At 39.4% G+C, this 23,710-nt stretch carries 23 protein-coding genes; 4 read left to right on the forward strand and 19 right to left on the reverse strand.

The window, feature by feature from the left end; translation table 11 throughout:
• Window positions 1–60: 60 nt before the first annotated feature.
• Window positions 61–1,410 carry a type I restriction-modification system subunit M gene (locus HNR53_RS05645; RefSeq protein ID WP_184523754.1) on the reverse strand — a complete coding sequence of 450 codons (1,350 nt, stop codon included), beginning with the start codon at window positions 1,408–1,410 and terminating at the stop codon, window positions 61–63.
• A gap of 277 nt (window positions 1,411–1,687) precedes the next feature.
• Between HNR53_RS05645 and HNR53_RS05650 the strand changes: the two genes are divergently transcribed.
• Complete coding sequence (locus tag HNR53_RS05650) at window positions 1,688–2,119, forward strand: YHYH domain-containing protein (RefSeq protein ID WP_184523756.1); 432 nt, start codon at window positions 1,688–1,690, stop codon at window positions 2,117–2,119.
• Window positions 2,120–2,314: 195 nt separating this feature from the next.
• Here the strand turns inward: HNR53_RS05650 and HNR53_RS05655 are convergent, their stop codons facing one another.
• Window positions 2,315–2,728, reverse strand: a complete 414-nt coding sequence (locus HNR53_RS05655; protein ID WP_184523758.1) for a DUF6530 family protein — start codon at window positions 2,726–2,728, stop codon at window positions 2,315–2,317.
• A 430-nt stretch (window positions 2,729–3,158) separates the two neighbouring features.
• Here HNR53_RS05655 and HNR53_RS05660 point away from each other — a divergent pair, with 430 nt between their 5' ends.
• Window positions 3,159–4,715 (forward strand): tetratricopeptide repeat protein, encoded by a 1,557-nt coding sequence (locus HNR53_RS05660; RefSeq protein ID WP_184523760.1) that lies wholly within the window; start codon window positions 3,159–3,161, stop codon window positions 4,713–4,715.
• Window positions 4,716–5,334: 619 nt separating this feature from the next.
• Here HNR53_RS05660 and HNR53_RS05665 read toward each other — a convergent pair.
• The 7 genes from HNR53_RS05665 to HNR53_RS05695 form a co-directional block, all read right to left on the reverse strand.
• The gene (locus HNR53_RS05665) at window positions 5,335–6,810 is read right to left on the reverse strand and encodes a recombinase family protein (RefSeq protein ID WP_184523762.1); all 1,476 of its coding nucleotides are present in this window, start codon (window positions 6,808–6,810) and stop codon (window positions 5,335–5,337) included.
• Window positions 6,801–6,962 (reverse strand): hypothetical protein, encoded by a 162-nt coding sequence (locus HNR53_RS05670; RefSeq protein ID WP_184523764.1) that lies wholly within the window; start codon window positions 6,960–6,962, stop codon window positions 6,801–6,803. Before HNR53_RS05670 ends, HNR53_RS05665 begins: the two co-directional genes overlap by 10 nt.
• Window positions 6,963–7,111: 149 nt before the next feature.
• The gene (locus tag HNR53_RS05675) at window positions 7,112–7,336 is read right to left on the reverse strand and encodes a YozE family protein (RefSeq protein WP_184523766.1); all 225 of its coding nucleotides are present in this window, start codon (window positions 7,334–7,336) and stop codon (window positions 7,112–7,114) included.
• A gap of 132 nt (window positions 7,337–7,468) precedes the next feature.
• On the reverse strand, window positions 7,469–7,660 hold the full coding sequence (locus HNR53_RS05680) for a hypothetical protein (protein WP_184523768.1): 192 nt from the start codon (window positions 7,658–7,660) through the stop codon (window positions 7,469–7,471).
• A 156-nt stretch (window positions 7,661–7,816) separates the two neighbouring features.
• Window positions 7,817–8,329: a DUF3231 family protein gene (locus tag HNR53_RS05685; RefSeq protein WP_184523770.1), complete on the reverse strand. Its 513-nt coding sequence runs from the start codon at window positions 8,327–8,329 to the stop codon at window positions 7,817–7,819.
• A 165-nt stretch (window positions 8,330–8,494) separates the two neighbouring features.
• Window positions 8,495–9,532, reverse strand: a complete 1,038-nt coding sequence (locus HNR53_RS05690) for a glycosyltransferase family 2 protein (RefSeq protein WP_184523772.1) — start codon at window positions 9,530–9,532, stop codon at window positions 8,495–8,497.
• Between the two features lie 19 nt (window positions 9,533–9,551).
• Window positions 9,552–11,231: a DUF6044 family protein gene (locus HNR53_RS05695; protein ID WP_184523774.1), complete on the reverse strand. Its 1,680-nt coding sequence runs from the start codon at window positions 11,229–11,231 to the stop codon at window positions 9,552–9,554.
• Window positions 11,232–11,443: 212 nt separating this feature from the next.
• On the opposite strand from HNR53_RS05695, the gene HNR53_RS05700 reads away from it, so the two are divergent.
• A complete protein-coding gene (locus HNR53_RS05700; RefSeq protein WP_184523776.1) occupies window positions 11,444–12,073 on the forward strand; it encodes a LysE family transporter in 630 nt (209 codons plus the stop codon).
• 39 nt (window positions 12,074–12,112) lie between these two features.
• Here the strand turns inward: HNR53_RS05700 and bcbE are convergent, their stop codons facing one another.
• Complete coding sequence (gene bcbE / locus HNR53_RS05705) at window positions 12,113–13,372, reverse strand: bacillibactin exporter BcbE (RefSeq protein WP_184523778.1); 1,260 nt, start codon at window positions 13,370–13,372, stop codon at window positions 12,113–12,115.
• Between the two features lie 189 nt (window positions 13,373–13,561).
• Between bcbE and HNR53_RS05710 the strand changes: the two genes are divergently transcribed.
• Window positions 13,562–14,902 (forward strand): amino acid permease, encoded by a 1,341-nt coding sequence (locus HNR53_RS05710; protein ID WP_184523780.1) that lies wholly within the window; start codon window positions 13,562–13,564, stop codon window positions 14,900–14,902.
• Window positions 14,903–14,993: 91 nt separating this feature from the next.
• Here HNR53_RS05710 and HNR53_RS05715 read toward each other — a convergent pair whose 3' ends face one another.
• The 9 genes from HNR53_RS05715 to HNR53_RS05755 form a co-directional block, all read right to left on the reverse strand.
• Window positions 14,994–15,335, reverse strand: a complete 342-nt coding sequence (locus HNR53_RS05715) for a hypothetical protein (protein ID WP_184523782.1) — start codon at window positions 15,333–15,335, stop codon at window positions 14,994–14,996.
• A gap of 147 nt (window positions 15,336–15,482) precedes the next feature.
• The gene (locus tag HNR53_RS05720) at window positions 15,483–15,758 is read right to left on the reverse strand and encodes a YokU family protein (protein WP_184523784.1); all 276 of its coding nucleotides are present in this window, start codon (window positions 15,756–15,758) and stop codon (window positions 15,483–15,485) included.
• Window position 15,759: 1 nt separating this feature from the next.
• Window positions 15,760–17,169 carry a lysine 2,3-aminomutase gene (gene kamA / locus HNR53_RS05725; protein WP_184523786.1) on the reverse strand — a complete coding sequence of 470 codons (1,410 nt, stop codon included), beginning with the start codon at window positions 17,167–17,169 and terminating at the stop codon, window positions 15,760–15,762.
• A gap of 12 nt (window positions 17,170–17,181) precedes the next feature.
• The gene (gene ablB, locus HNR53_RS05730; RefSeq protein WP_343065283.1) at window positions 17,182–18,051 is read right to left on the reverse strand and encodes a putative beta-lysine N-acetyltransferase; all 870 of its coding nucleotides are present in this window, start codon (window positions 18,049–18,051) and stop codon (window positions 17,182–17,184) included.
• A gap of 134 nt (window positions 18,052–18,185) precedes the next feature.
• A complete protein-coding gene (gene gabT, locus HNR53_RS05735; protein WP_343065284.1) occupies window positions 18,186–19,523 on the reverse strand; it encodes a 4-aminobutyrate--2-oxoglutarate transaminase in 1,338 nt (445 codons plus the stop codon).
• 2 nt (window positions 19,524–19,525) lie between these two features.
• Window positions 19,526–20,800, reverse strand: coding sequence for a peptidase (locus HNR53_RS05740; protein WP_184523788.1), 1,275 nt, complete (start codon window positions 20,798–20,800; stop codon window positions 19,526–19,528).
• A gap of 56 nt (window positions 20,801–20,856) precedes the next feature.
• Window positions 20,857–21,525, reverse strand: a complete 669-nt coding sequence (locus HNR53_RS05745; RefSeq protein ID WP_184523790.1) for a 3-oxoacid CoA-transferase subunit B — start codon at window positions 21,523–21,525, stop codon at window positions 20,857–20,859.
• Window positions 21,510–22,202, reverse strand: coding sequence for a CoA transferase subunit A (locus tag HNR53_RS05750; RefSeq protein ID WP_184523792.1), 693 nt, complete (start codon window positions 22,200–22,202; stop codon window positions 21,510–21,512). Before HNR53_RS05750 ends, HNR53_RS05745 begins: the two co-directional genes overlap by 16 nt.
• On the reverse strand, window positions 22,195–23,553 hold the full coding sequence (locus HNR53_RS05755) for an aspartate aminotransferase family protein (RefSeq protein WP_184523794.1): 1,359 nt from the start codon (window positions 23,551–23,553) through the stop codon (window positions 22,195–22,197). The genes HNR53_RS05750 and HNR53_RS05755 overlap by 8 nt, the downstream gene beginning before the upstream one ends.
• Window positions 23,554–23,710 lie beyond the last annotated feature (157 nt).

Genomic DNA, 23,710 nt, shown 5'->3' on the forward strand with positions numbered 1-23,710 from the left:
TTCGATCCTTTATGCCTGTTTAGCATTATATCCAAACTTGGCTCTTAGTCTACTTGCACCTTAATTTTTCTGTCCAGTTAAGTGTAGCCTATCCATTATTTCTTCTTGTATAAGTATCTTCTGTTTTCGACTTAACAACGTTCCTTTCTTCCGTACATCAATAAATAAAAACTCATCTTCTCGAGCTCTGTACCCATTTTCTCCCTTTCTATTCTTACTTAAAAAGAACAAGCTACAAGGTATTGGTGTTCCATAAAAAAGTTTTTCTGGAAGCTGAACTACACAATCTACATAATTATCTTCTATTAATTGCTGACGTACTTCTTTTTCTCCTGAAGTATTAGTCGTCATTGCACCATTAGCCATAACATATCCGGCTGTACCGCCTGGTGCTAAGTGCCACAAGAAATGTTGCATCCACATATAGTTTGCATTGCTATTGTTTAATGCTTTATCATATTCGACAATCAAACGAGGATCCTGTTTAGATATTCGGTCTGCTCCCCAATCCTTTAGGTTAAATGGTGGATTTGCAATAACATAATCGAACTGCATCGGCTCGAAAGAACCATCCTCATGTTTGATTAGGAATTTGTCATCAAGTAAGGAGTTACCGAGCTTAATATCTGCATTTATTCCGTGCATGAGCACGTTCATCTTTCCTAGACGTAATGTCATATCCACGTTTTCTTGGCCATGAAAGGATAAAGAATGTTTATTTGGAGTGTAATCCTCAGATTGAACAAACATTCCTCCACTTCCGCAAGCGGGATCGAACAATGTACCTGAAATTGGCTCTAGCATAGCAACTAGGAGTTTTACAATGGAAGCAGGTGTAAAGAACTCACCACCCCTTTGTCCCTCACTAGAGGCAAACTCCGAAATAAAATATATGTACGTTGCTCCTAAAACATCGACTGAATCGGAGTAACTCCCTCCAAATACATCTCTTGAAAAAATCTCAATAAGACCGGCTATACTTTCCGCAGGAATATTACTGGCTTGATATATGTTCCGAGGTAATACACCATCTAATTCCGGATTAGCATCTTCTATTAGCTTCATAGCATCGTCTAAAATTTTCTTTATGGTTGGCTGCTTTGCATTAGAAACAATATGGGACCATTGTGCTTCGCTTGGAAGAATATAGACCCGCTCAGAACGGTACTGATCCTCATCCTCCAGTATCACTTCCCTCATTTCCTTATCTTCCATATACCAATCACTTTTTGGATCCCTTACTAATTGTTCAAGTTCTGATCTACGTTTTTCATAACGAAGTGAAAGATAACGAAGAAATATGAGCGGTAGTACAAAGTTTTTATATTGTGATGGAGCCACACTGCCCCGAAGTTTATTTGCTGCATCAAATAAATCAGATGTGAAATTTATATCTGCTTTTAAAGTCATATGGAAACCTCCTGAGATGTTATTCCGTAATATGTAAATTAACCTAACTTTAATATACCAAATTAGTTTCTGTACAACCATTGATAATCATAAACAAACAAATTCCTGACATAATTCTTACTATGTAAAAACAAAGCCTATACACATTGACAGAGCAAACGAGCAAATAAGCCTTTCTGAAAAGTGCCACTAATTTCTGAACAAAAGTTTAACAGTCTTTTGGATATTGATACAAAAATAATTATATTTAATTCACAAAAGGAAATAGTAATAATATATGAATAAGAGAAATGTAAAGGTATTACTGAGTTCTCTCATTTTTTTATTATCGTCTGTCACTCTCGTTTTTGCCCATAGTGGTAATACAGATTCAAACGGATGTCATACAGATCATTCAACCGGCCGTTATCATTGTCATAGGCAAAAGTATGATTTTCCTAATGAGGAAAATGTCTTTAGTGCTTATTTAATTTGGGAAACCTTAGATGAAGACGAAAAGGAACTGATTCGGCAAACAGCCGAACAAAACAACCTCACTATCGTACAGACGATTTTATTTTATCAAGAATATTTAAATAAACAGGAACAACAAAAGAAGGCACAATTCAGAAAAAATACATTAATAACAATCGGTGTTGTACTACTTATATCTATCATAGTGTGGCTTATCATTGACTTAAAACGAATTAAAAAAGGAGTAAATAAATAATTTAAAATAACGGAGCATTAGTTGAAGAATATTTTTTAAAAGCCCGATTCCCTATTTTGGAAATCGGCTTTTTTTGTAAGTAATCGAGGTTATAACCTAAGATACAGCACCAATCTCGATAACATCGATAGAACCATATTCTACATATGTAAAAAGGGTACAATCAACCCCATAAAGTTGGCTATACCCTGTAATTTATATATCCATTTTTTCTAATAACTTTTTTAGCTCACTAAATCTTGGTTGCAAATGTCTTTTATTTTTATTAAGAAATTCCTTTAGCTTGTTATATTCAGATGGATTTATGATGACTTCATTTAAAGAAGTTACAGGAAAAGTTTCACCATCCATACTATAAATTGAAGCAATCAAAATAGATAAATCGAGAACTCTATGCAAAGGCAATTCTTCACTTTGTCTGCTCCACTTACCAGTATCATCTCCTGTTGTGTGTCTCCATACTTTTGCTGCCATCTCATTTTCATCCCATTGAGATTTACCTATTGACAGTGCTTTTGCATCAGTAATATTAGAGTGCATACCATCAAACCCTTCATAGTTATCCACTCCTATTATTGGCTTATGTTGTAAATGTTCAGGAACCCGCATATCTTATTGCCTCCTTTTAGTTATCTATTTACCAAATTATTTGATTATTCCGTCAAGTATAATTTACTAAATAATTTAGTAAATATCAACTATGGTGTTATTATTACAAAACTTTATTGGTCATAACATATGAGTTGTGATATGGATGCTATTCCCCAACCGGGCCATATCTTGCAGCAAGGATTTGCGGTTATCAAACAAGAAATAAAAAGGTGGTACATATTATACAGAAAAATATGTATCACCTTTTTTTGATTTTCTATGATTTTTAGGTCATGTTCAATTCCAAATGTTCGATAATTAATGGGTGTTGCCAACATCATTTTATACTCAGATAGCTACTCCTTTTACAAAATTAAATCTTTCGAAAAGTACAATTATTGTTATAATTCATTTATTGATAGTTCTCAGGATATATAGGGGGGAAACAATGAGCAGAATCGATGTGATATTTACTTTAGCGACTTTTGTTTTAGTATTAATGGCTATCATTGGATTATTTAAACATAATGGTACAGCTAAAAAGAGATTTATATGGGCTGGAATATTAATTTTACTTATAATTCTACCAGATAATTTCTTAGAAGATAATATTAGAGGAACCCTTGGATTAGTAATAATAGTTACTCTTTTTCTTCTGACAATGGCCTTTATAGGCTTATTTAAACGTGATGGTACGGCTAAACACAGATTTCAGGGAGCAGGGATCTGTTTTATTATTGTAGTATTAGGGGTTATTCTCATTGAATCTACTGAAAGTCGAACAGTAACAGAAGAAGTAGGAACTGAAACAATAGATAGTTCCTTAAATAAAGAAAAAGCAGAGGTTTTTAAGGAGAAAGGTTTGACTTACTTTAACAACCAAGAATATGAAAAAACTATTGAAGCATTAAATAAGGCTGTTTCACTTGGGCAAGAAAAGGATGCTGAACTTTATTATTATTTGGCTATGAGTTATAGCAATTTAAAAAATGATAATAGCTTTAGAACCTCAATGGCTATGTCTTTAGAATTGGATCCTATATTATCTGATCCTTTAGTAACTCCAAATGAATTCGAAGCCATTATGAATGGATTTTTGAATTCTTGGAAGGGAGCCTATGAAGTGGATATGAATAGCCCGGATACAGATTTTCATCTTGATGATGAAAATCATGAAGAACTTGAAAAAAGAGGCATGATGCTAACTTATTTAAAAGTAGTTATATGGCTAGCACATACTAAAACCATTCCAAGTGCCTTTACGAATGCTGTAGATAAATTTCTTTCAGGAACTTCAAACTCCAGTTTTTGGGAGGGTGCTTTTAAACAAAATTCTTTAGAATTAGTTAAACAAAACGATAAGTACACAATTATTAACACACTAAATAATCAGCAGACAAATGAAAGTGAATATAATATATTTTATGTTCCAAATCATTTTACTCCTGTATTCTCCTTCTTTGACAAAAGGGATGTAAGTCTTGCGGGAGCAGAAAGAATTGTTGCAGACATTACGGTTCCATTGGGATTATCTAAAGGAGAACTGGAGAATAATCTTAAAGCTGCAACTGAAATAATTTACAATGAATATAGTCAACCAAATGCGATAACAATTTTTGCTTATAGAGAAGATGATGCTATGAAACAAACATATAGTGCGGCACGAAGTGTCTTTGCACCTTATGGGGATTGGGAAAAGGCAAATGAGAAGGTTCCATTGAACAACTATGAAATGAATATAGATTTTTCTGAAACGTATTTTAATCCAAAGCAAGGTAATAAAAAAGGATCAATAGTGGAATTTGTCGGGGATGTCTCCATTCATAGTAAGTCTTGGAATAGTGAAGATATTATTTTATCAGTATCACAACCAACGGATGCTTTAATATTAGAAGTGAAAAATTATCCAATGGGAAATTTGGAATTTATAAGATATAAAGTTGAAATTGATTATGCTGGTAAAGATTATATTGGTTGGATACATGATTATGATGTTATTAGATAAGCGGATTAAGAAAGACCATTTCATACGAGATGGTCTTTCTGTGAAATAGTTTGATTAAAATCCCGAATTTTTCAAACATACAAGATTTTATTATTGAATGTATTAAAAGCGGGTGACACAAATAGTTGTCACTTAGCTTGATCGATTTGCCTGGACAACAGCAGACGGCATAAACACAATTAAAGAACTATTCGAGAAAGAGAGAAAGGTTTCATGTATTGAATATAGGCCTAGTAGAAGATACTCCAATTGAGTGGCTGATATTAAGTGCTATGTTTGCATTTGCATAGTTCGAAAGAGATATGATAGTAAACATACACAATAGAGCAAGGCGGTTGCAATACAAAGTCCGGACTTCGGGAAGGCCGACCGAAAAAATACGGCAGAAGGCAAATTAACATGCTTTACAGCTGTTCGAAACAAATAAGTTAAAGACATAAACGGCATCAGAAAATATACTCTTATAAGGGCTAAAGGCTATAAAAAATAAAACAGGCTTTTAGATTATTAAAAGGTAATCTATACAGCCTGTTTTATTTATATTTGAAGTGTTCTTTTGATGATATTCATATGAATAGTATTTTTATAGTTTGCCCGCAGTAATGTAAATCTTAACAGATTAGAGCCAATCAATTTCAATCGTGACGTCAGGAGCTTCTCTTTTTGTATTATGATTTGCTACTGTATTAGTTGAGAACCAGATTTTTTTTATAAATGTCTTAAGGAAAGTATTACAATCTTCAGGCTCAAGTGTCTCTATCTCTTCTAATGTTTTAATATTGATTTCTAATCTTCGTTGTACTTCATCATTGCTATTCAAATTTTCTAATTGAATGTTAACTAATTCAATTTGTTGTTTAACCTTTTTGATTTGCTCCTCGTTTTCTTCACTCATTTCAAGAAATTCGCTCTTATTTATTTCTCCATCCATCCTCATTATTTTCAGATTTTTTTGTCTGTTATAAAACTTTTCTAACTGTTTCTCTAATGAATCATTCTGTTTAATGAGTTTATTTGCTTCATCTGTCGTATCTAAGGATTTCATCTTCTCTAAGACATGTTCAAAATCCTTTTTCCTCTCTTTTACTTTACTTATCACAAATTCTTCCACTGGGAGATACTTGTGTCCCCTATCTCTACAAGTATTATTACTGATTTTATAGTAACAAGACTTGATGTAATTTGTCCCATTACCATCTAGCTGAAGATATCTTTTTCTTCCACAACAATTACAATAGAGTAGGTTCTGGAGCTTCCTTGTAACTGATTTTTTATTAAAATAATTACCTTGCTTATTTTCCTCTAATAATTTCTGTACTTCTAGGAAATCCTGTTTACTTACAATTGGTTCATGAGCATTTTCAATAAATACTTCATCAACCACTCTTTTATTTACTCGTCTACAAGCCTGCACTACCCCGTAATAAACAACATTTTTTCTGATGGCAGAAATATGAGAAGTGGTCAATACTTTACCGCTTCTACTCCTCCACCCTAATGTGTCTAGCTGTTTAGCAATTTCATTTGCACTAACTCTTTCCTTTGTCTTTTGAAAAATTTGTCTAATTATTTTTGCTTCCTCTTCAACTACTATCAACTTTTGATTTTCGTCCTTTTCATATCCTAACGGAGCTTTATTACTCATTACCCATCTGCCTTGTTCCGCTGCTGCTAATCGACCTCGGCCCAACCTTTTACGGATTTGTTTGTATTCAAAGTTTGCCAACATTGCCTGGAATGAGTACAGCATTTCGTTACTTTCTTGAGTTAAATCAATTCCACCTTGTGGAGTCAATATTTTGATGTCATGAGCAATAAGTAAAGTCTTAACCTGCTCAGCATATGCATTATCACGTGAAATTCTGTCTATATCCATAACCAGTAAATAGTCATATTCATCCAAACTATTCAGAAGCGAATTTAGCTGCAGTCTGTCGGTCTTAATCCCCGATGAAATTTCCTGATAAATGTCATACGTGAGTTTATGTTGTTCAGCGAGTTTAATCAAAGCCCTTCGATGATTTGTAAGAATTTCATCGATGTTTAGTTGTTCTTCATTTCTTGATAATCGCAAGTAAATAGCTGCTAATGCCATACTGTATCACCCCTATTCTTTACATGAATGATACCAGATTTTCTTTCCAATAAAAATAGAAAATTAACGTCTGTTACTTTGCCAACGGTTCCATAAATGGTAATGACAACTGTGTCTCCGATATTGTATTTGGCCTTTTTCCTTCTTCCCATATCATCCCTCTCCCCAATGACGAAGCCGTGAAATGTTGTTGAGATATTATATGCATGGAAAGCCAATACGGACTGAACACATAACATTTTCAAGGCAAGAAATTTTCACCTGTATCAACATGGAAGAGAAATAGAAAGTATCCTCATCTTCAAGAACGTTCATGCTGTAAATAAAGTTCCCACACATCATCAAAAATCCTCATATTGGGCAGATAGTGGCCATTAAACTCCAGGTATGAGCTCAATTGATCATAGTTTGAAGCTGTTTTCGGAAATCCATGATCGAGATAGGCTTCATTGGCGAACATACTAATTTCATCTTTCGCTCCTGGGTGACGATATTTCATTAAAAAATGATAAAATGATTTTGCCATACTTATCCTCCTCCATTACCAAAACAATTTTTCTTTGTAAAGCTGTGATACTTTATCGTTTTTTTATAGTACCACTATGATAAAAAACAAGAAAAAAAGCAACCCAGAAGCCTGAGCTGCTAAAAAAAGAAATTATTGAAAACGATCTGATTTTGCCATTTCAGTAAGTGCCCAAATAATATTAAACATTAGAATAGCTACTGTAATTGGTACAGCGGAAATCCAGTTTTTCCCATACTTTTCTTTAATTACTCCAGCATAATATCCACAGAAAAACAAAACGACCATGGCAAGCGCTAACATGATCATAATAACTAATTCCATTTTCAAATCCCCCTGTTAGTTGTGCAAATAATTCTATCTCTTTGTTTTCATTATAAAGATAGGAGGAAATGGTTTTGTGAAATAAGTGTGAAGTTTTTGTGAACTTACTGCAAAATAGGAGCAGGGGTATACCCAGCTCCTACATTTCTAACTATATTAGCATACTCCTGCCTTACTTAGATGCAGAGGTGGAGGCACGAGCCAGCCTTTTTCTTTGTTCATCCTTAAAACTTTAGCTCCAAGCGTTGCTTTTGCTAAATGAAACTGGCCAAACATCATCGCAATATCTTCACGAATAGACTGCCCCATGATCGCACTGCAGGCTACTAAACCAGACGAAATATTCATGGAAAGGATAGCAGCAATTTCCGGATCCTGAAACCTGGCCCCTGCCGGGATTTCATCTAAACATGCTTTAGGCCTTTCAGGAGGTGTTGGAGGCAGCACTACTTCATTTTCCTTTAACAAGGCTTCTATTTGTCTAACTTCCTGCTGCCCGCCTTCTATGGCTTCTATTAGTAATTTTTGTAAATCTTCATCACCAGCATGATTCAACTGAGTTTGATAACCTGCAATTAATCCTTTCACCGTTAACAGATAGGACCATGCTCCAAATACTTCCCCGTAATGCATCGGTTCATCTTTTGGATTTCCACTTAAGATACCCATTGTAATCCTCCTAATGATATTCATAAAATTGGTGCCACCTTTCATTAAAGCACATGTATATCATTCTCAGATCGTTCGTGATGAATGCACTGTTTTTTATGGAAAAAAATGCATTACTATTAATTTGGCACCTGGAATTTCTTTCATTAAAAGGGCAAAAAAGAATTAGTTCGTCTCTGATAATTTTCCCATATCCCTGTGATAGAGTTCCATTTCACTGCCTCCTGCATGGATGATAGGACGGGGCACTGGCAGATTGAAGGTATCCAAGTCGATCACATATTTTGGACGGCGTTTTGTCTCTTTATATATTTTTCCTATGTATTCCCCGACAAGACCAATCGCGATTAGCTGCAAACCGCCAATGAGCCAAATCGAAGTAATGATAGATGTCCAGCCAATCTCCGTATGTCCGAGGAATTTTAACCCAAGGAAATAGGAACCAAATAACAGACTTATAAAAAAGGATAGAAAACCCAGCAGCAGTACACAACGAATGGGTGTAACAGAAAAGGAAGTGATGCCTTCAAAGGAAAAAGCAAGCATCTTTTTTAATGGATATTTAGTTGCACCTGCCATTCTTTCCTTTCTATCATAGTAAATACTTGTCGATCTAAAGCCGATCAATGGAACGATTCCGCGTAAAAAGAGATTTACTTCTTCAAAACGTTCTAACTCCGCAAGCGCCCTTTTACTCATCAGGCGAAAATCTGCATGATTATAGACCAGGTTTACTCCCATTTTTTGCATTAATAAATAAAAGCCTTGTGCCGTATACTTTTTGAACATGGTGTCACGATCCCGCTTTCTCCTGACACCGTAAACAATTTCATAACCTTCGCGGAATTTCAAAATAAATTCCCTCATTGCTTGGATATCATCCTGAAGGTCGGCATCGATTGAAATCACGCAATCGGACGCTCCCTTTGCTGTAGATAAACCTGCCAGCAAAGCGTTCTGATGTCCAACATTTCTTGATAGTTTCAATCCGCGGACCATTTCCTCATTTAAACTTTTTTTGTAAATAATGTGCCATGTTTGATCTCTGCTGCCGTCATCGACAAAAAGAATTTTACTTTTCTTAGAAACGAGGCCCTCATCTCTAAGCCCACTTAAAAAATGCGTTAACTGCAAAATCGTTTCCGGGAGTACTTCTTCTTCGTTGTAACAGGGAACGACAATTGTTAGCACTGGATTTTCCATGATGTTTTCCTCCTGGATGCTAGATCGTTTGATAAAGGTAGATTTTCCATACGGAGCTGTCTGATTCGAATATATGATCCAAAATCAGACTGTTTTCAGCAGCGTTGTCAATCGGCACACTTGAAAAAATATAGCGCCCCCCCATTTCTTTGAAAGCCTCCATATTTAATTCAAGATTTTCCAGCCTCTTCTTGGTGTTTTTCTTAAACATATAATGTTTGCCTAATTCAGCTGAAAAAAGATAACAGCGCCCGCCCCATTCATCAAAATAGGTGCGAATGGTTTTATTTTTTTCTAATTCTTTGGCGATTATTTTCCTGAATTGGTATTTATAACTTAACGGATAAAAATTATTATAGGTATCCAATGTATAGAACCCGTTATATTGGGATATGGACGGATGGAGGCCGATGCTTGCTACACGATATTCTTTCTGCGGAAGTGAAATATAATTTTTAATTTCTAGAAACTGTTCCTCAGCATAAAACTGCTTTACAGTTGGTTTATTTCGGAACAAAATTTCTTCATTATAAAAAGAAACGATAATTATTTGTGATACTGCTAAGATTGGAACTGCTTTTCTCCATAAATTCCCTTGCGTGAAAAAAGTTTTCAATGCTAACGCAAACAAGATATAGATGATAAGCGGCCTTAAAAAGTGATATCGTGCCAAGTTAAAGGTATCGAGAAAATGGTAACGCTCTGTCAACGGCAGCCAGCCTTTATAAAACCAAAAAGCATACCATAGCGATAAAACAAAATTAAGAATAAATAAAAAGACAAAACGGTGCTCCTGCCTCCAAAGGTTTTTCCTTATAATCAGATAAAACGCGAGTAGAATGACTGGAAGAATGACCATTGTATGAATCGTCGCTGCATGATGATGCCCCCAGATAAAATTTTTTAACGTCAGCCGCAACGAGTGTTCAAACGTTAGGCGGGCATGAAAATATTCATCCCTGCTGTTTGGCTCATCGTCAAATAAAAAGGAATAGACAAGCCTGTATTCAACCATAAAATAGACTATTGTCATATAGGCAATAGAGATTAGAAAGCGCAGGTTCCACCCTTTGCCCCTTAAACATCCGCTAAGCCAAAATATCCCCATCGCACTAAGGAAAAAGAAAAAACCCAGCACGATACTTGAATAGAATGGCAAGAGAGTCAATACCAGGTAATTTTTCCATGCTTTTTTCCCATTACGGATATTTAAGAATGCCCATAAGGCCAGAGGCATTCCAAGTGTACTCAGCATTCCGGAAGGCCAGAATGGCGTAAATGCCAGAGCGAGCGCTGTACTGATATTGACAAACTCCCAGCCCTCCCCTTTGAGGAAATGCGTTTTCAGCAGGAGATACATCCCAAAAAATGCGGTAACTCTTGTTATCGTTTGGCTTAAAGCATAGGCTGTCATGGTTGGGAAAAGGGCATAGAGCCAAACAATTAAACTAAACTCCGTTCCAAAAGCATTACGGGATAAGTTCCCATTCATGATCTGTTCAATCGTTGCATTTATCGGCCCGGCTAATTGACCGCTGTCTGCCAATACTTTGTACCAGGATAAATTGGAATCCAAATTATCATGGACCCGAATATGGGCATTTTCCCCAAGAATAAATAAGGGGGAGACAAATATGGCAATGGCGAACAAAGCCAAAACGATTAGCCGCCGCTCTTTTCTTCTTTTTTGTGGAAGCAATCCTGACACCTCATACGACTTAATTCTTAAGGTAGAACATTGTTAGGTTGTGCGATTATTAGAATAATATTCCTAAGCTTCTAAAGCAGAGATATTTAGGATAGAAGTTTCTGTGCTTTTTATAAGAATGAAATTTAGCATAGAAAATAGTAGTACAAGTTTATCTGTGTGAATACATTTAAAAAAGAATCCAACAGAGAGGGGAGCAGGGATTGAGCATTTTCTTGAGCTATATCTTTTTAGGTTTGTCACTTGCGGCACCTATCGGCCCTATAAATGCAGCACAGCTTGATAAAGGGATTAAGCAGGGGTTTTGGCATGCCTGGATTTTGGGCTGGGGTGCCTTAGCCGCAGATGCCGTCTATATGCTTCTTGTCTTTTTTGGAGTGGTTCATTTCTTGGAAATTCCCTTTATGAAAACCTTTTTATGGCTTTTTGGCTTTTTTGTGCTGACCTACACGGGAATAGAGGGAATGGTCAATGCAGGAAAATTAGATTTAGATGTAAGATACGCGCGGGAGTCCCCACTTTCCTCCTTTATATCAGGTTTTGTGATGTCCATATCAAACCCATTAACGATCTTGTTCTGGCTCGGAATTTATGGATCGATTCTAGCAAACACGGCAGCAAAATACGATTTTTATCATATTGTTTTCTACAGCCTGGCCATTTTTATCGGCATTCTCTGCTGGGATTTTTCTATGGCATTAGTCTCCAGTACTTTTCGCAGGATCTTAACCAAACCAACCCTGATCATCATCTCCAGATTATCAGGGTTGTCACTCATTGGGTTTGGGGTTTATTTTGCCATGCAGGCCGCAAAAGTGTTATTTTCAAGCTAAAAGCGAAACAGAATAACATAGCAGCATAAGAGGAACAGCTTATCCTTCTTCAGGCTTTATTGCTTTTAATGTACCAATAGCGGCTAATAGGCTTAGGGCGGTTAAAACATAAAAAATGGATTTATCCATATTTTTCATCATAACGGCCATCACAGGCGGCCCTGCAGCCACACCAACAAAGCGCATAGAACTGTAAATAGAAGATACGGTACCCCTTTGCTCTTTTTCAATTCCTGAGGTAATAAGGGCATCCAGGCACGGCAGTCCTACCCCGATCCCTATCCCGCCTAAAACAAACAACGTAAGCATAAACCACATGGCTCGAGAAAAACTCAATGTGGCAATAGAGGCGGCTAACACCATGATTCCGCCAAAGGTCAGCCATTTCATAAGTACTTTATTTTCTTTAATCAATTTACCTGTCATATAGGAAGCAAGACAAAGCCCGCCCAGCGGGATCGCCAGTAAAAGACCTTTTTTCACGTTTTTTATATGATAGACTTTTTCTAATACATCAGACAAGTAAAATAATACTGCGAACAGGACAAACATTAAAATGATGCCCACCATGAATACAGCGGACAGCCATTTCCAGTTATGTTTAAATATTTTCTTTATACTTTGTAAAAAAGTTTTAAACGGAATCGGCTCTTCCCTTTTGTTCGGAGTTTTCACTAAGAAAAACATGAGTATAATAGAAATAAAACAAAAAATGGGAATGGACAGAAAAGGGATAAACCAAATGAATCCCGCCAAAAACGATCCCAATATTGGACTTAGGACTTTGCCTAACGTATTCGATGTTTCAATAAGCCCTAAAGAACTGCTCACTTCCTCGTCCGTCTTAAACATATCCCCTATAAGCGGTAAAACGATCGGGAATGCTCCCGCAGCTCCTATGCCCTGCAGCACCCTCCCTATTAAGATCATCCAATAAGGATCATCCATTTTCCAGCCGGCCCATCCTGACATGAGCCCTCCAAGTCCTGTAATGATTAAACTAGGAATTATGACTTTTTTCCTTCCAATATGATCCGATAATAATCCGGCAATTGGAATAAAAAAGATGGCAACCACCGAATAGACAGTGATGATCATACTCGCCTGAAAAGAAGTAATCCCCAGTTGTTCCTCCATCATGGTCAAAACTGGAATTAACATAGAATTTCCAAGTGTCATAACCAGGGGAATCGATGAAATAGACAAAACGGCCCATTTCTGATTGCTTGGCTTATTTTTGGAATTACTTTTTGCACTTTTTTGAGACTTGACAGGTAATATGTTTTCAATATGTTCCATCGCTGACACGCCTTTTTATTTATTCTATTCTGAAACCCGATAGGACTTTAGAAATCACAACAACTTTAATATGAACCGTTCTGCTTAGAATTATCCTTATCTAAAAATGGCATTAGCCTGTTAAAGTTTCTTATACATAAAATACAATCGTGTTTCGAATGATAATGAACAGATACGAGGAGGTATGATATGGATTTTTTTATGCCTTTAAGTAAAGGAAAAGGCGGTGATGAGGGAAATTTAGCATGGTGGCAATTGTCGCTAATCGGCGTCGGCTGTACAATTGGTACAGGATTCTTTCTCGGCTCAGCGATTGGAATTAAAATAACAGGTCCATCGATTGTGCTTTCCTTTGTATTAGCCGCCATCGGAACCTATATTGTTTACAATTTATTGGCGCAAATGACGGCAGAAGATCCGCAAGACGGTTCCTTCTGTTACTATGCCAGCAAGGCCTATGGCCGCTGGGCAGGCTTCAGCTGCGGCTGGAATTATTGGAGTTCAAATATCCTGATTATGGGAAGCCAGCTTACCGCCCTCTCGATTCTATCAAAATTTTGGTTCCCAAACATCCCGCTTTGGCTTTTTGCCTCCGGATATGCCATTATGTCCATTATTGTGGTCATAACAGGCAGCAAAGGTTTTGATAAAGTGGAGAATTTACTCGCCATCATTAAAACAGCGGCTATTGTGATGTTTATTATTATCGCATTTGCTGCGGTGTTCGGTTGGCTGCACGGAGATATTCAACATGCCGGGATCCCTGATGGGGCAAATTCCTGGTTTGCTGAAAAGTGGAAAGGATTTTGGTCCTCCTTGATTTATGCCTTTTATGCTTACGGCGGAATTGAGGTAATCGGGCTGATGGCCATGAGGCTGAAAAAGAAAGAAGATGCTCCTAAAGCAGGGATTATTATGCTCATCGTCCTGGTCGTTATCTATGTTTCTTCATTAGGATTTGCTGTTTTTATGGCTTCACATGGCACTTTTTCCGCGAAGGAAAGTCCTTTTGTGACAGCATTGGCCCCATACCAATTTACCTTTTTTCCTCATGTATTTAATGCAGCAATCATTTTAGCCGGTTTTTCAACGATGACGGCATCCTTATTTGGCGTTACAACACTCCTGGTAACCTTAGCCGACAGCGGTGATGCTCCAAAGCTTTTTGCGAAAAAACTGAAGAAATTTAAGGATCTTCCGCTTACATCATTGATTTTGGCAGTCATTGGCTTAATGGCCTCCATCGTAACAGCACTGCTGTTACCCGGGAAAATTTATGAGTACATTACAACTGCAGCAGGAATATTAATTTTGTTCAATTGGACCTTTATTGTGATTTCCGCTCTCAAGATTTTAACCATAAATATTGGAGGAAAGCTGCTGGCATTTAGTGGAATTATCCTTATTCTGGCTGCCGTCAGCGGTACATTAATGGAAGAAAGTATTCGCATGGGCTTTTTTGTGAGCCTGCTGTTTACAGCTCTGATCGGACTTGCTGCCATCATTATGCAGAAAAAGGTCTGGAAATGAAGCGGATAACCTTTTTTCTATTAACAGCAAAAAATTAAGCCGCAATGGACCTGAAACCATTGCGGCTTGTATCTTCTATTAAAGGACTGTTTCATTCTTTTTTCTTCTCTTTCTTATCCTTTTTGTCATTCATCGAACGGTAAAGCTGTGTATTCATACTCCCTTGAACAATGGTTTCAAGAAAAAATTCACTGATTAATTTCGTGTATTCTTCATCTTCGAACATTTTTTTGTTCTGCAATTCCATTTCGGCTAGTCCTTCGTAAACGGCCAAAAGTGCGTATGTATGATCACGACCGGAAACAGGGCTTAATATATCTACCTGATGGTTATAGTTTTCATTACGATATTTTTTGATTTCCTGCAGGTTTTCGATCCCTTCTTTAAATTTATCCTGTTTAATGTCAAATGTTTGGTAAACATATACTGTCATTCCATTTTACCTCCGCATGTCGATAACTCTATTTTGCTGTATTTATGTTATTTTATTCAGACATCTTCAAAGCTTAGATGGGGAACTCGCAAAGCCACCGCTTCTGCGATGGCCTCCCCAATGTTTGCAAGAATACATTTTTTACCTTCAAAAATCAAAATAATTTCGCTTCAACAGCCGTTTTATCTTCATAAGCTCATCATAAGAGGTCTGATTACCCAGCTGTCTCGTGTCAATGAGAAACAATTGATCTTCGATTCCTTTTACCACTTCATCACTTTGAAACAGAGCACGGCAATTATCGCAATAGTATGATGGAGTATCAGTAATCTCAATTGCTCTCGTTCCATCGGGAAGTTCCCAATAAACCGAATCGGTTACTGATTCAAGCTTTTCAATCTCACACCATGGACAAATATCCATGCTATTCATCTCCCTTTAGCGGCGGTGAATTCTTTTTCTGCTGTGCTTGAAATTTCTTTTCCTTTAATTCATCCCGCTTTTCTCGTTTATTCTTTAAGGTTTGATGCGCAGGATTTTGCTGATATTGCTCGCGGCGGTTTAGTCGTGCCAATCCTTCCGGTACTAAATTAAACTGACTGTCATTCATTAAGGAAGCGATTCCGACAACAGGACGTTTTTCATCCAGATCAGGATAAATAGTTTTAAAATACTCTTCTGCCCTTCCAGGTACATAATGTTCCGGTTCCGGATAGGTTGTGATCACCCCCTCAAAGTTACGCAGAACCACCTTTTCGGCGCTTTGTGAAATGAGATAGTTTGGCTGCAGGGCAATCTTTCCGCCGCCTCCAGGAGCATCGATGACAAAAGTTGGACAGGCATATCCGCTTGTGTGTCCGCGCAGACCTTCGATGATTTCTAATCCTTTTGCAACGGGGGCGCGGAAATGGCTGATTCCCTCAGATAAATCACATTGATAAATATAATAAGGTCTCACGCGGATTTTGACTAAATCATGCATCAGTCTCTTCATAATCGGAACACTGTCATTAATGCCGGCTAAAATGACCGATTGATTCCCTACCGGAACTCCGGCATCTGCCAGCATTTCACAGGCCCTCTTCGAATCTTCTGTTATTTCAATCGATGTATTAAAATGGGTATTTAACCAGACCGGATGATACTTTTTTAAAATTGCACAAAGAGCTTTTGTGATTCGCTGCGGGAAAACGACAGGAGCCCTAGTGCCGATACGGATGATTTCTACATGATCGATGGAACGAAGATTTCGTAAAATATACTCTAAAATTTGATCGTTGATGAGGAGACCGTCACCTCCGGAAATCAACACATCCCGCACCTCAGGTGTCGAACGGATATACCCAATCGCAGCATCTAACTGTTTTTTTGGCACCCCCATGCCGATTTGGCCGGAAAAACGGCGCCGTGTACAGTAGCGGCAATACATGGAACATTGATTGGTTACGAGAAAAAGGACTCGGTCCGGGTAACGATGGGTCAATCCCGGTACGGGAGAGTCCTCATCTTCATAAAGCGGGTCTTCGAGGTCATATTTTGTTTTATAGAGTTCATTTGACACAGGTACAGACTGCATTCTGATTGGACAGTTTGGATGATTGGGATTCATTAATGAAGCATAATAGGGAGTGATATTTAAAGGGATGGTTTTTGTGGAAATACGAACACCTTCTTCTTCGTCAGGTGTTAAATGGATAACTTTTTTCAGATCTTCCAATGTACGAATCGTATTGGTCAACTGCCAGATCCAATCATTCCATTCAGTTTCTGTTACGTTTTTCCATAATTCTATCTCCTTCCATGGGCGGTCTGGTTTATATAGAAACGATTTCACGGAAATTCCCCCTTATTTTTGTCCATGGCATGATGAAAGATCCTTTATCCACATATTCATGTTCTCTAGTTTGTCATATATATAGCAGTTATTCAGCAATCTGCCGCGATACTCAAATCCTAGCTGATGCAATACGGCATTCATCCCAAACGATTGTGCTCTCGCGATCGAATAGGCGCAAAATATCCCTTGTTCAACTAGCTCCTCTATCAATTTAATCAGCAGCTGCTTCATTAGACCGAACTTACGGTGCTCTAAAAGCGTAGCACAATCCGTCATTTCTGCATGATAGTACCTCGAATTAATTTCTGCAGACGCTGCGCTGACGACATTTCCCTTTAATAGATAGGCATAGTAGATCGTTCCTTGTTCCATTGTTTTTCTGATATAGTCCGGATCGTGCAGGGGTACAGGGTATATTTGAAACACCTTTTTGTAAAGGACAGCTAAATTCTCCGCATCCGCCTGATTGACTTTTACTAAATCATATTCTTGCGGCGGAGTGATGGTGACAGAGTTTCTAGTCAATGCGCCCACATTTCTGACAATAGCATCTTCCTTGAGCCATTGGTGGGACAACTTCCTTGCTTCAACAAAATATTTTGTAAAATAGTAAGCGTCGGAACCGTGGAAAAAGCGGTCTACCATTGCTTCACATAGATAACCATGTTCTAAAAACGCAGAAAAATCTTCACGGCGCCCAATGACAATTAATTTTTCAGCCTGAAGCAGCGCGGCTTGCTCTTCCGCTTTTTCAATCATCTGCGAAATATTCCCGCGATAATCGTCGACCCTTACCCGTTTGTTATAAGGATCGAGATAAACTTCCATCATGAAATGGTCACTGGAAATACTTTGACGATTGGCATGTTGTTGTGTCACCTTTTATCATCCTTTCCTGCTAAAAAAGACCGACTCCCAAAACCTGAGTCAGCCCTTACTTATTCAATACAGCTTACACGCTGCAAAATGGTTCAGTCTTCGCTACGATGAGCTTCATTCTCTTGTCCCTTGTGTTACTTTTGTCCGCAGCTTTCCAAAATGGTCTCTTCTAAAATCGTAAAACCTTCTTCAAGTTGTTCGTCACTTATCACCAATGGGATTAAGAGACGGATGATATTGCCATAAAGACCAGCGCTCATCACGATAATCCCTTTTTGATGTGCCTTTGTGATGATCTCTGACGCTAAGTTTTTATCGGGTTCCTTCGTCTGGGCATCTTTCACAAATTCTAAGGCGCACATCGCCCCTAAATGACGGACTTCCCCGATTTGGCAGCATTTTTCCTGCAGCATTGTAAATCTCTTTGCGAATCTTTTCCCGATTAAGACCGCTTTTTGCAGTAATTTTTCTTCCTCAATGGTTTGAATCACAGCCAAGGCTGCCACACAGCCAAGCGGACTTCCCCCATAGGTTCCGCCGATTTCACCAGGATTGGGGGCATCCATGATGTCAGCTCTTCCTGTCACTGCACTAATCGGGATTCCGGCTCCGAGCGATTTAGACATGGTGATGATATCCGGGACAACTTCAAAGTGCTCGATGGCAAACATTTTTCCGGTGCGGCCAAATCCAGTTTGAATTTCATCGGCAATAAACAGGATCCCATGTTTTTCACAAATAAATTTTATCTGCTGAACAAAATTCTTCGACGGGATGACAAAACCGCCCTCCCCCTGAACCGGTTCGAGGATCACTGCGGCGATTTCCTCCGGTGGTACTTCGCTTAAAAAGAAAGTCTCAATCTGCTTGATCAGGGCATCATCTAATTCTTTAGCACTTAAAGCTGAACGGTAATAATAGGGATAGGACCATTTATAGGTCTCAGGTACAAACGGACCAAATTCGTATTTATAAGGCTTCACCTTGCTTGTTAGAGACAAAGACATATAGGTTCTGCCATGAAATCCTCGTTCAAATGAAATGATTCCTTTGCGGCCTGTATATTTTCTGGCGATTTTCACCGCATTCTCTACCGCTTCGGCACCGCTCGAAAGAAAAAAGGTCTTCTTTTTTGCATCCCCGGGGGTCAGATCATTTAATGCTTCAGCAAGCTTGATATAGGGTTCATACATCATGACATGAAAGCAGGGGTGCAAATAATGATCCAATTGCTCCCGTAATGCTTCCATCACCCTTGAGGGACAATGACCCACATTCAAAGTGCCGATTGCCCCGGCAAAATCAATAAATGTATTCCCATCGACATCCGTTAAAAGAGCCCCTTCCCCTTTTGCCGCGAAGGTCTGCACCGTATTAAACGGACCGCGCGGGATAGATTCCAGCTTTCTTGCTAATAATCCTTTGGCAATTGGTCCGGGAATCACTGTTTTGATCCTTATTCCGCCTATCACCTTCACCCCCTGTCATCATCAGACCCGCACCATTTCAATAGCGAAAGGGCGATAATTTGCGCTGTGCTGATCATATCCTCTAAAACGATATATTCATTGGTCTCATGGGCGGATCCTGTGACACCTGGCCCAAAAACCACAACCGGGATTTTTCCAACATTCGAAAGAATCCCGCCATCTGTTCCCCATGGCGATGCTTCGATTCTCGGCTCTTTTTTCATTACCTGTTGAAATGATGCCGAAATTATCTCCATTAGTTCATGTCCGGAATCTAAGTTTCCCGGAAGCCATCTGCCGCCAAACCATTCAATTTCCGGAGGATGATTAATAAACCAATCGTCTAAACCTCCTAAACTCATTAAGAAAGACTCCATTGCCTTTTCTGCTTCCCTTATCGTTTCATTCGGGGCAATCCCGATCCTCCCTTCAATCACGGCTATATCGGGTACAGATGACGGCCACTCTCCGCTGTAAAACTTGCCGATATTGATTGGAATAGGGATCGGTGCTGCGGCATACAATGGGTCTGTAATCCCTTCATTTCGTTTTTCTTCTAACTTTTTCAATTGTTCCACCACGATGATCATTTTTTCAATTGCGCTGATCCCCTCATATCTTGTTCCTCCATGTGCGGCTCTCCCTTTTACGGTAATCCGGAACCACATCGAACCTTGCTGTTTTGGAAACAGTTTCATATTCGTCGGCTCGGGAATGATAGCTCCATCTGCTCTATAACCGCGCAATACAGCCGCCAGTGTCCCGGCCCCGCCGCTTTCTTCCTCTATCACACTTTGAAAAATAACATCTCCTTTCAATTTGATGCCCAAGCTTTGAATGGCCTCAATGGCCATTAGAAGTGAAACAGTGCCCCCCTTCATATCCGTTGCACCTCTTCCGTAAAGCCGGCCTTTTTTGATCACACCGCTGTAAGGGTCATGCTCCCATTTCGTTAGGTCCCCCTCGGGAACAACATCGATATGCCCATTTAAGATGATGGACCTGCCCCCGCCCGTTCCCTTTAAGACACCGACAACATTTGGATTGCCGTTGTAGTTATCCCGGTCGCTGCAATAATGTGGGTGGCTTTTCAAGCCTTCGTTTCCTATTTCCCAAATGTCCAGCTGCAATCCGAGTTCCCGCAGTTTCTCGACAATGATCGCCTGTGCCCTACTTTCCTCTCCACGAGTACTTCGCTCCTGAACCAGCAGCTGGAGAAATTTTATCCCTTTTAAGCGATTATTCTTTAGCCATTCGTTAATTTCTTCAATCTTTTCCATATGAACTCTCCTTCCCCACATTGATTAGAAGAAGTTCTAGAAAATAGGTTTGACCCTTATTCCCTTGGAATCACTTTTAGATTATCTTTTACTGAAAAAGGACAAGCTGTCACCCGCTTAATCGCTTCAAGCGTACAACCCTCTGCTAATTCACTTAGAATGAGCCCATCCTTTTCCACTTGGAAAACAGCCATTTCCGTAATAATCAGATCGACACAGCCCCGTGACGTAAGCGGCAGGGTGCAGTTGCGCACGATTTTGGCATGACCGTGCTTATCCGTATGGTTCATTAAGACAATGACTTTTTTCGCCTTTTGTGCCAGCTCCATAGCACCGCCCATTCCCGGAACCTTTTTACCAGGGACAATCCAATTCGCTAAATCTCCTTTTTCACTGACCTGCAAAGCTCCGAGAATCGTCATATCGACGCGCCCGCGCCTGATCATGGCAAAGGAAACAGTACTATCACTATAAGAAGCACCGGGGACGATCGTTATCGGCAATCCCCCGGCATTGCAGAGATTTACATCCTCTTCACCATTCTTCGGGCTCGGACCGATGCCAACCAAACCGTTTTCAGCCTGAAACATGACAGAAACATGAAGCGGAAGAAAATTCGGGACTAAAGAGGGGATCCCTATTCCTAAGTTGACGACCATTCCCGGTTTTATTTCTGCAGCCGCTCTTTTCGCCATTTTCTCCCTCTCTTTTACTCCCATGCCCATTTCCAATTCACCCCTTTTGATGGGATCACGTAATCGATAAACACTCCCGGTGTAATGATCTCTTCCGGTTCCAATGTTCCGAGGGGAGCAATCTCTTCCGCTTCGACAATGGTCAAATTCCCCGCCATTGCCACAAGAGGGTTTGTATTCCGCGCGCTTTTATCAAAAATTAAATTGCCAAATGCATCGGCCTTTTTCGCGTAAACAATGGAAATGTCTGCTGTTAATGCCGGTTCAATCAAAAAGGTTTTCCCATTGATGGAACAGGTATCTTTATTTCGGGTAACCATTTCATTATCCATGCCAATATCGGTTACGATTGCGGCCAGACCCGCTCCCCCTGCCCGGATCCGTTCAACGAGCGTTCCCTGCGGGGAAAATTCAATCTCTAACTTTCCTTCTGTCATCAGTTTTCCGGCAATGGGATTGGATCCGATATGGGAAACAATCATTTTTTTTGCTCTTCCGCTGCTCACGATTTTCCCAATTCCAATTTGCGGAAAACCGGCGTCATTGCCAATTAAAATTAAGTCACGCAAATCTTTGTCGATGATGGCATCAATGATGGTGGGCGGAGATCCTACGCCGCCAAAACCGCCAAACATGATCGTCATTCCATGAGAGAAATTTTTCATAACCTCAGCAAGTGTCTTGATTTTTGCAAAAGGATTATCCATTCCCGGCTGTACCCCCTGATTGAATCAGCCCTGTCAAGTCGTGAAAAGAAGCCGTTAGCCGTTTCATTAGTTCATCAATTTCTTTATTGGTTATCGTCAGAGGCGGAGCGATGATCACCGCATCCCCATTTATTCCATCCGTACCTGCTCCGGCCGGGTAGAGCAGCAAACCGTGTTGCGCCGCTGTTTTGACTGCTTTCGCGGTTACGTTATCATGACGCGGAAAAGGTTCTTTTGTCCTCCTATCCCTGACAAATTCTAAACCGATTAACAATCCTTTTCCGCGGACGTCGCCAATCATTGCGAATTTTTTCTGAAGCTTCTGAAGCTGGGTAAAAAGATAACCGCTTGTTTTAGACGCCTTTTGCATTAACTGGTTTTTTTCCATATACTCAATCACAGCCAGTGAAACGGCACAGCTTTGCGGATTTGCACTTAACGTATGCCCGCTCATCACAACTTTCGAACCAGCAAGTATCGGCTCCATTACATGATCACTGACAAGTGCGGCGGCAATCGGGGCATAGCCGGCACCCATTCCTTTTCCAAGTGCGGCAATATCCGGAACGACTCCCCAGTGCTCACTTGCCAGCATTTTACCGGTTCTGCCGAAGCCAGTCATGACTTCATCGGCAATAAATAATATTTGATTTTCTTCACATATTTTTTTGATTTTTTTATAGTAGTCGGGAGGTGGTGAAATAGCAGCGCCAGCAGCACCGATGACTGGTTCAGCTATGAACGCCGCAATATGCTCCGGCCCAATTCTTTTAATCGCTGTATCTAATTCCTCTGCACAAACCATGCCGCATTCAGGAGCAGAAAGGTGATAGGGACAACGGTAGCAATAAGGAGAATGTATGGCAGGAAAATCATCAAGGAGCGGCACAAATCTTGCCCTTCTTGCAGCATGACCTGACATGGATAAGGCTCCGAGGGTGATTCCATGATAACTGAGCCAGCGGGATAATACTTTGTATTTCGTCTTTACACCTTTTTCCTGCCAATACTGTATGGCAATTTTCATTGCGGTTTCCGTCGCTTCAGAACCGCTGTTGACAAAAAAGCTCCAGTTCAAACTGCTGCCGGCAAGTTGCGCTATCTTTTCCGCCAGCATTTCAGCAGCCTCACTTGTAAACTGCGAGCGATAGACAAACGATACTTTATCCGCTTGCTTTTTCATCGCTGAGGCTATTTCTTTTACGCCATGACCGATATTGGCTGTAACTGCTCCGGAAGAAGCATCTAAATACTCATTTCCAGCAGTATCATACAAGAAAATACCTTTCCCATAATCAATGACGGGATAGGGTTCATCCAGCAGTGGTTTAATTAATTTTGACCCTTTCATCCACCCACCTCTGTTCCTCATGTCTAGAACAAATACATGTGTGTAATGCCATTGATAAATTGTATGATTATATCAGTAAAATCTTTCATATATTCTCTTCTTTAGAAAAATTAAATTTTTCCCCATTCAGAGGGCAGCTCCAGTATAGAGGACATGA

The organism is Bacillus benzoevorans, assembly GCF_014207535.1.
Classification (GTDB): Bacteria; Bacillota; Bacilli; order Bacillales; family Cytobacillaceae; genus Bacillus_BD; species Bacillus_BD benzoevorans.